This is a genomic window from Bacillus sp. FSL K6-1338 (genome assembly GCF_038006965.1).
Lineage (GTDB): Bacteria > Bacillota > Bacilli > Bacillales > Bacillaceae_G > Bacillus_A > Bacillus_A thuringiensis_S.
In genome coordinates, this window is the sequence record NZ_JBBOWI010000001.1 from 1 (window position 1) to 7,500 (window position 7,500).

Below are 7,500 nucleotides of genomic sequence, written 5' to 3' on the forward strand. Positions count from 1 at the left end.
TTGGAAAATATCTCTGATTTATGGAATAGTGCCTTAAAAGAATTAGAAAAAAAGGTAAGCAAGCCTAGTTATGAGACATGGTTAAAATCAACAACGGCTCATAACTTGAAGAAAGACGTATTAACGATTACAGCTCCAAATGAATTTGCTCGTGACTGGCTAGAATCTCATTACTCAGAACTAATTTCAGAAACACTATACGATTTAACAGGGGCAAAATTAGCAATTCGCTTTATTATTCCCCAAAGTCAAGCGGAAGAGGACATTGATCTTCCTCCAGTTAAGCGGAATCCAGCACAAGATGATTCAGCTCATTTACCACAGAGCATGTTAAATCCAAAATATACATTTGATACATTTGTTATCGGCTCTGGTAACCGTTTTGCCCATGCAGCTTCATTAGCTGTAGCCGAGGCGCCAGCTAAAGCGTATAATCCACTCTTTATTTACGGGGGAGTTGGGCTTGGAAAGACGCATTTAATGCACGCGATTGGCCATTATGTAATTGAACATAATCCAAATGCAAAAGTTGTATATTTATCATCAGAAAAATTCACGAATGAATTTATTAACTCTATTCGTGATAATAAAGCTGTTGATTTTCGTAATAAATATCGCAATGTAGATGTTTTATTGATAGATGATATTCAATTTCTTGCTGGAAAAGAACAAACTCAAGAAGAGTTTTTCCATACATTTAATGCATTACACGAAGAAAGTAAACAAATTGTAATTTCTAGTGATCGACCACCAAAAGAAATTCCAACTTTAGAAGATCGTCTTCGTTCTCGCTTTGAATGGGGACTTATTACAGATATTACGCCGCCAGATTTAGAGACACGAATTGCAATTTTACGCAAAAAAGCAAAAGCTGAAGGGCTTGATATACCAAATGAAGTTATGCTTTATATCGCAAATCAAATTGATTCAAATATTCGCGAATTAGAAGGTGCACTTATCCGAGTTGTAGCTTATTCATCTTTAATTAATAAAGATATTAATGCTGATTTAGCAGCTGAAGCACTTAAAGATATTATTCCAAATTCTAAGCCGAAAATTATCTCTATTTATGATATTCAAAAAGCTGTCGGAGACGTTTATCAAGTAAAATTAGAAGATTTTAAAGCGAAAAAACGTACAAAATCAGTTGCGTTTCCTCGCCAAATTGCAATGTATTTATCACGCGAACTTACGGATTCCTCTTTACCAAAAATAGGTGAAGAATTTGGTGGACGTGATCATACAACAGTTATCCATGCCCATGAAAAAATTTCTAAACTACTAAAAACCGATACGCAATTACAAAAGCAAGTTGAAGAAATTAATGGTATTTTAAAGTAGTAGCTGAATAGTGTGAATAACTTACCTTGTTTTACGCACAGTCTATCCACATGTAGATAGACTGTTTTTACATCCTTCAAAGGGGTTATCCACATATCCACAAGCCCTATTACTATTACTACTATTTTTTATCTTTATTAATTAAATAAAATCTTATACTTACCGGAGGTTTTTCTTTATGCGTTTTACAATACAAAAAGACTATCTTGTAAGAGGTGTACAAGATGTAATGAAGGCAGTTTCTTCTCGTACAACAATCCCCATCCTTACGGGAATTAAAGTTGTAGCTACTGAAGAAGGGGTTACATTAACAGGAAGCGATGCTGATATTTCTATTGAATCGTTTATTCCAGTCGAAGAAGATGGAAAAGAAATCGTAGAAATAGCTCAATCAGGAAGCATTGTTTTACAAGCAAAATATTTTAGTGAGATTGTAAAAAAACTACCTAAGGATACTGTCGAAATTTCTGTGGAAAATCATTTTATGACAAAAATAAAATCTGGAAAATCAGAGTTTAACTTAAATGGTTTAGATTCTGCAGAATATCCGTTATTACCACAGATTGAAGAACATCATGTATTTAAGATACCAACAGATTTACTTAAGCATATGATTAGACAAACTGTATTTGCAGTTTCTACTTCTGAAACAAGACCAATCTTGACAGGTGTAAACTGGAAGGTATATAACAGCGAGTTAACTTGTATTGCAACAGATAGTCATAGACTGGCACTTCGAAAAGCGAAAATCGAAGGACATAATATTGCAGATGAATTTCAAGCTAATGTTGTTATTCCAGGTAAGAGCTTAAACGAATTAAGTAAAATTCTGGATGAGTCTGAAGAGATGGTAGATATTGTAATAACTGAGTATCAAGTATTATTCCGTACAAAGCATTTATTATTCTTCTCAAGATTGTTAGAAGGAAATTATCCAGATACGACACGTTTAATTCCAGCAGAGAGTAAAACGGATATTTTTGTAAATACAAAAGAATTCCTACAAGCAATTGATCGTGCTTCACTATTAGCGAGAGATGGCCGCAATAACGTTGTCAAATTATCAACTTTAGAGCAAGAAATGCTAGAGATTTCCTCGAATTCACCAGAAATTGGAAAAGTTGTCGAAGAAGTACAATGTGAAAAAGTAGATGGAGAAGAGTTAAAAATATCTTTTAGTGCAAAATATATGATGGATGCATTGAAAGCTCTAGATAGTACAGAGATTAAAGTTAGCTTTACTGGGGCGATGAGACCGTTCTTAATTCGTACAGTAAATGATGATTCAATTATTCAATTAATTTTACCGGTTCGTACTTACTAGGTAAGGAATAAGGGTTGCTAGTTTAAAGATGCTAGTGGCCCTTATTTGATTTTTGGGTATTACTTTCCTAATGTTAGTTTATTTAGTACAATGAAAGAATGAACACTTTCAGAAAGTGAGCGATTTTATGAAACATATTAAAATTTCAACAGAGTATATTACACTAGGACAATTTTTAAAGTTAGCTGATGTAATTGATACAGGTGGCGCTGTAAAATGGTTTTTACAAGAATATGAAGTGTACGTGAACAACGAACTTGAAAATAGAAGAGGTCGCAAACTATATGCGAATGATGTTATTGAAATTCCAGGAAGCGGAACTTTTCAAGTTCAGGCATAAAGGGGGAGCCCTTTGTTTATTTCAGAAATACAATTAAAAAACTATCGCAATTATGAAAAATTAGAGCTTTCCTTTGAAGATAAGGTAAATGTAATTATCGGCGAAAATGCACAAGGGAAAACAAACTTGATGGAAGCTATTTATGTTTTAGCGATGGCGAAATCTCATAGAACCTCTAATGATCGCGAACTTATCCGCTGGGATGAAGAGTTTGGTCAAATAAAAGGGAAATTACAAAAAAGAAACAGTTCTTTGTCTTTGGAATTAAATATTTCGAAAAAAGGTAAAAAGGCAAAATTAAATCAACTTGAACAACAAAAGTTAAGTCAATATATTGGCGTGATGAACGTTGTCATGTTTGCCCCAGAAGATTTAAATCTTGTAAAAGGAAGCCCTCAAGTAAGAAGACGCTTTTTAGATATGGAATTAGGACAAATAGCTCCTATATATTTGTATGAATTAAGTCAATATCAAAAGGTGCTCACGCAACGAAATCACTTGTTGAAAAAAATGCAAGGGAATAGTAAGAATGAGGAAACGATGTTGGATGTATTTACACTTCAACTAATTGAGCATGGTGCGAAAATACTGCAAAAACGTTTTGAATTTTTGCATTTGCTACAGGAATGGGCAGCTCCAATTCATCGCGGTATAAGCCGTGGATTAGAAGAGTTAGAAATTGTCTATAAACCAAGTGTAGATGTATCAGAATCAATGGATTTGTCGAAAATAAAAGAAGTATACTATGAAAGTTTTCAATCTGTGAAACAACGTGAAATTTTCCGTGGTACGACTTTAATTGGTCCTCATCGTGATGATTTACAATTCTTCGTTAATAGTAAAAATGTTCAAGTCTTTGGTTCGCAAGGGCAACAACGAACGACCGCACTATCCCTAAAATTAGCTGAAATTGAATTAATTTATTCAGAGGTTAAAGAATATCCAATCCTTTTGCTGGATGATGTTTTATCAGAATTAGACGATTATCGTCAATCACATCTGTTAAATACAATTCAAGGAAAGGTGCAAACATTTGTTACAACGACGAGTGTCGACGGAATTGAACACGAAACATTAAAAGATGCGAAAACAATTCATGTAACGAACGGCACGGTAGATTGTGAAATAGATAGGGCATAAACCCCTGTTTAAATGGAAAAGTAGGTGATCTTTGTGTCAATGGAACAAAAACAAATGCAAGAAAATGCATATGATGAAAGTCAGATACAGGTACTTGAAGGACTAGAGGCAGTTCGGAAACGTCCGGGTATGTATATTGGATCTACGAGTGGAAAGGGACTTCACCACCTTGTATGGGAGATTGTCGATAATAGTATCGATGAAGCGTTAGCAGGATATTGTGATGAAATTAACGTTAGTATCGAAGAAGATAATAGTATTCTTGTAACGGATAATGGACGTGGTATTCCAGTTGGTATACAAGAAAAAATGGGACGTCCTGCAGTAGAGGTTATTATGACTGTCCTCCACGCTGGTGGTAAATTTGGCGGTGGCGGTTACAAAGTTTCTGGTGGTTTGCACGGTGTTGGTGCATCTGTTGTAAATGCCTTATCAACAGAATTAGAAGTATTTGTACATCGTGATGGTAAAATCCATTACCAAAAATACGAAAGAGGTATTCCGGTTGCAGATTTAAAAGTCATCGGTGATACAGATAAGACTGGAACAATAACTCGCTTTAAACCGGATCCAGAAATTTTTAAAGAGACGACAGAATATGAATTCGATACGCTAGCGACTCGTATGCGTGAGTTGGCGTTTTTAAATCGTAATATTAAATTAACAATTGAAGATAAACGTGAACATAAGCAAAAGAAAGAGTTCCACTATGAAGGTGGAATTAAATCATATGTTGAACATTTAAATCGTTCAAAACAACCAATTCATGAAGAGCCTGTATATGTAGAAGGTTCAAAAGATGGTATTCAAGTTGAAGTTGCGCTTCAATATAACGAAGGATATACAAATCATATTTACTCATTTACAAATAATATTCATACGTATGAAGGTGGTACACATGAGGTAGGATTTAAAACTGCCTTAACACGTGTGATTAACGATTATGGTCGTAAAAATAACATTTTAAAAGATGCGGATAGTAATTTGACTGGTGAAGATGTTCGTGAAGGTTTAACAGCAATTGTGTCGATTAAACATCCAAATCCACAATTTGAAGGGCAAACGAAGACGAAACTTGGAAATAGTGAAGCGAGGACGATTACGGAGTCAGTATTCTCTGAGGCTTTTGAAAAATTCTTACTGGAAAATCCCAATGTTGCACGTAAGATTGTAGATAAAGGAACGATGGCAGCACGTGCGCGTGTAGCAGCTAAAAAAGCTCGTGAGCTAACTCGCCGAAAGAGTGCTTTAGAAGTTTCAAGTTTACCAGGGAAATTGGCAGATTGTTCTTCTAAAGATCCAGCAATTAGTGAAATTTATATCGTAGAGGGTGACTCTGCGGGTGGATCTGCAAAACAAGGACGCGATCGTCATTTTCAAGCAATTTTACCGCTGAAGGGTAAAATTATTAATGTTGAAAAGGCACGCTTAGATAAGATTTTATCAAATGATGAAGTTCGTACAATTATTACGGCGATTGGTACAAATATTGGTGGGGACTTCGATATCGAAAAAGCACGCTATCATAAAGTTATTATTATGACCGATGCCGATGTTGATGGTGCGCATATTCGTACCCTATTATTAACGTTCTTCTATCGTTATATGCGTCAAATAATTGAGTGTGGATATATATATATCGCACAGCCACCGTTGTTTAAGGTGCAACAAGGTAAAAAAATTCAATATGCTTATAATGATAAAGAACTTGAAAAAATATTAGCTGAGTTACCAGCCCAGCCGAAACCAGGAATTCAACGTTATAAAGGTCTTGGAGAGATGAATCCAACTCAGCTATGGGAGACGACAATGGATCCAGAAGTACGTTCGTTACTTCAAGTTTCTCTTCAAGACGCAATAGAAGCAGATGAAACATTTGAAATTTTAATGGGTGATAAAGTGGAACCACGTCGTAACTTTATCCAAGAGAATGCAAAATACGTGAAAAACCTTGATATTTAAATGAGTAATGACAGGAATCTAAGTATTCCTGTCTTCTACATATAAATCAATGTATGTATAACGGAAACGTAAGAGGAGGTGCTCGTTGATGTCAGACAATCAACAACAAGCACGAATTCGAGAAATTAATATTAGTCATGAAATGCGTACCTCATTTTTAGATTACGCAATGAGTGTTATCGTATCTCGTGCATTACCAGATGTTCGTGATGGATTAAAACCTGTGCATCGTAGGGTTTTATATGCGATGAATGATTTAGGAATTACAGCTGATAAAGCGTATAAGAAATCAGCACGTATTGTCGGTGAAGTAATCGGGAAGTATCACCCTCATGGTGATTCAGCCGTTTATGAAACAATGGTACGTATGGCGCAAGATTTCAGTCAACGTTATATGCTTGTAGATGGGCATGGTAACTTCGGTTCTGTAGATGGAGATTCAGCAGCGGCAATGCGTTATACAGAGGCAAGAATGTCTAAGATTTCTATGGAATTAATACGTGATATTTCAAAAAATACAATTGATTATCAAGATAACTACGATGGTTCGGAAAGAGAGCCGATTGTATTACCAGCGCGTTTTCCTAATTTATTAGTAAACGGTACGACAGGTATTGCAGTTGGTATGGCAACAAATATTCCGCCGCATCAACTTGGCGAAGTAATTGATGGTGTGTTGGCATTAAGTCATAACCCGGATATTACTATAGCGGAGTTAATGGAATATATTCCTGGACCAGACTTCCCGACATCAGGTTTAATCTTAGGTCGAAGTGGCATCCGTAGAGCTTATGAAACAGGGCGCGGTTCTATTATGCTTCGTGCCAAAGTTGAAATTGAAGAGAAATCAAATGGTAAACAATCTATTATCGTAACGGAACTACCTTATCAAGTTAATAAGGCACGATTAATTGAAAAAATCGCAGAATTAGTTCGCGATAAGAAAATTGAAGGTATTACAGATTTACGTGATGAATCAGACCGAAATGGTATGCGTATTGTCATGGAAGTACGTCGTGACGCCAATGCAAACGTACTATTAAACAATCTATATAAACATACAGCACTTCAAACAAGTTTCGGTATTAATATGTTGTCTCTTGTAAATGGAGAGCCTCAAGTACTAAATTTAAAACAAAACTTATATCATTATTTGGAGCACCAGAAGGTAGTAATCCGTAGACGTACTGCGTATGAATTAGAAAAAGCAGAGGCACGTGCTCATATTTTAGAAGGATTACGAATTGCTTTAGATCATCTTGATGAAGTTATTACGTTAATTCGTAGTTCAAAAACGGCTGATATTGCAAAGCAAGGCTTAATGGAACGTTTCGGTTTAAGTGAGAAACAAGCGCAAGCGATTTTAGATATGCGTCTGCAACGTTTAACTGGA

The 7,500-nt window shown here is 35.5% G+C and carries 6 protein-coding genes (1 of these 6 only partly in view); all 6 read left to right on the plus strand.

What is annotated here, in order from left to right; translation table 11 throughout:
* Entirely contained in the window at nt 1-1,341 is a 1,341-nt protein-coding gene (dnaA, locus tag NZ044_RS00005; RefSeq protein WP_000428018.1) for a chromosomal replication initiator protein DnaA, read from the plus strand.
* 178 nt (nt 1,342-1,519) lie between these two features.
* The gene (dnaN, locus tag NZ044_RS00010) at nt 1,520-2,665 is read left to right on the plus strand and encodes a DNA polymerase III subunit beta (protein ID WP_001212884.1); all 1,146 of its coding nucleotides are present in this window, start codon (nt 1,520-1,522) and stop codon (nt 2,663-2,665) included.
* A gap of 127 nt (nt 2,666-2,792) precedes the next feature.
* On the plus strand, nt 2,793-3,005 hold the full coding sequence (gene yaaA, locus NZ044_RS00015; RefSeq protein WP_000680510.1) for a S4 domain-containing protein YaaA: 213 nt from the start codon (nt 2,793-2,795) through the stop codon (nt 3,003-3,005).
* A 12-nt stretch (nt 3,006-3,017) separates the two neighbouring features.
* Nucleotides 3,018-4,145, plus strand: coding sequence for a DNA replication/repair protein RecF (gene recF, locus NZ044_RS00020; RefSeq protein WP_000470754.1), 1,128 nt, complete (start codon nt 3,018-3,020; stop codon nt 4,143-4,145).
* A gap of 39 nt (nt 4,146-4,184) precedes the next feature.
* Nucleotides 4,185-6,107 carry a DNA topoisomerase (ATP-hydrolyzing) subunit B gene (gene gyrB / locus NZ044_RS00025; protein ID WP_000435979.1) on the plus strand — a complete coding sequence of 641 codons (1,923 nt, stop codon included), beginning with the start codon at nt 4,185-4,187 and terminating at the stop codon, nt 6,105-6,107.
* Nucleotides 6,108-6,195: 88 nt separating this feature from the next.
* Nucleotides 6,196-7,500, plus strand: partial view of a DNA gyrase subunit A gene (gene gyrA, locus NZ044_RS00030; protein WP_001282868.1) — the 5' portion only. It continues 1,167 nt past the right edge of the window; the window shows 1,305 of its 2,472 coding nt (coding positions 1-1,305); the start codon lies at nt 6,196-6,198; its stop codon lies off the right edge, out of view.

What these genes read in the sequence shown, in the direction of transcription:
- dnaN (WP_001212884.1), top strand. Translation starts at nt 1,520, where the DNA reads ATGCGTTTTACAATACAAAAAGACTATCTTGTAAGAGGTGTACAAGAT.
- yaaA (WP_000680510.1), top strand. Translation starts at nt 2,793, where the DNA reads ATGAAACATATTAAAATTTCAACAGAGTATATTACACTAGGACAATTT.
- gyrB (WP_000435979.1), top strand. Translation starts at nt 4,185, where the DNA reads ATGGAACAAAAACAAATGCAAGAAAATGCATATGATGAAAGTCAGATA.